We start from the raw sequence: 895 nt of genomic DNA on the forward strand, positions 1-895 counted from the left end.
CTATTTTTGTGTATACATAATTTATGGGAACGCACCGGCGGCGATGCAGTTCGAGTGGGATGAAAACAAGGCCAGGATGAACAGGGCCAAGCATGGCGTGGATTTTGCGATCGCACCATCCTTCGACTTCGCCAACGCCGCTATCAGGCTCGACGACAGCGAGGACTTTGGCGAGGACCGCCTCGTTGCCATCGGTCTGATCGGAACTGGCGTCCATGTGATGGTTTATGTCGAGCGACGATACGCCATCCGCGTTATTTCGCTGCGCAAGGCCACAAGGCAGGAAATTACGGACTATGTCGAAAACCTCTAAGACGATCGTACGCCGTGAGGCTGCTGCGCCCCAGCTGTCACGTGCTGACGCTTTGGCGTTGGCCAAAAAGGCGCTTGCCGCGATGACCGACGAAGAAGATGCCAAGATCACCGCTGCGGCCGAAGCCGATCCGGATGCTCAGCCAACCGATGCCGTTTCGCGCCGCAAGGTTGGCCGGCCGCCGCTTGCCCGGCCCAAACGTGCCGTACAGCTACGCCTCGACGCCGACGTTCTCGACCGCTTCAAGGCCGCTGGCGATGGCTGGCAGACCCGCATGAACGAAGTGCTGCGCAAGGCGGTCGGCCTGTAATCCTGTGACGACGCTCGCGCGCTACCTGGCCTTCAGCGCCTGCGCGATGTCCTCGAGCAGATCGTCGGTGTCCTCCAGGCCGACCGAAAGCCTGAGCGTGCCCGGCCCGATGCCGAGCTCGGCGCGCGCCTCGTCGCTGAGGTTCTTGTGCGTCGTCGTCGCCGGGTGGGTGATCAGGCTCTTGGCGTCACCGAGATTGTTGGAGATCAAGACGATGTCGAGCGCGTTCTGCAAGGCGAAGGCCGCCTGCTTGCCGCCCTTGACGTCGAGAC

Annotated in this window: 3 protein-coding genes; 2 read left to right on the top strand and 1 reads right to left on the bottom strand. The window is 61.8% G+C overall.

The window, feature by feature from the left end; genetic code table 11:
* The coding region (locus EN939_RS36065; protein ID WP_245473308.1) for a BrnT family toxin at positions 1–313 on the top strand (313 nt) is incomplete at its 5' end.
* Positions 314–395: 82 nt separating this feature from the next.
* A complete protein-coding gene (locus EN939_RS36070; protein WP_127272043.1) occupies positions 396–623 on the top strand; it encodes a BrnA antitoxin family protein in 228 nt (75 codons plus the stop codon).
* Between the two features lie 21 nt (positions 624–644).
* Here EN939_RS36070 and EN939_RS36075 read toward each other — a convergent pair.
* Positions 645–895 (bottom strand): PLP-dependent transferase (locus tag EN939_RS36075; RefSeq protein ID WP_206528454.1); only part of this gene is annotated, 251 nt, incomplete at its 5' end.

The organism is Mesorhizobium sp. M7A.F.Ca.CA.002.05.1.1, from assembly GCF_003998335.1.
Taxonomy (GTDB): domain Bacteria; phylum Pseudomonadota; class Alphaproteobacteria; order Rhizobiales; family Rhizobiaceae; genus Mesorhizobium.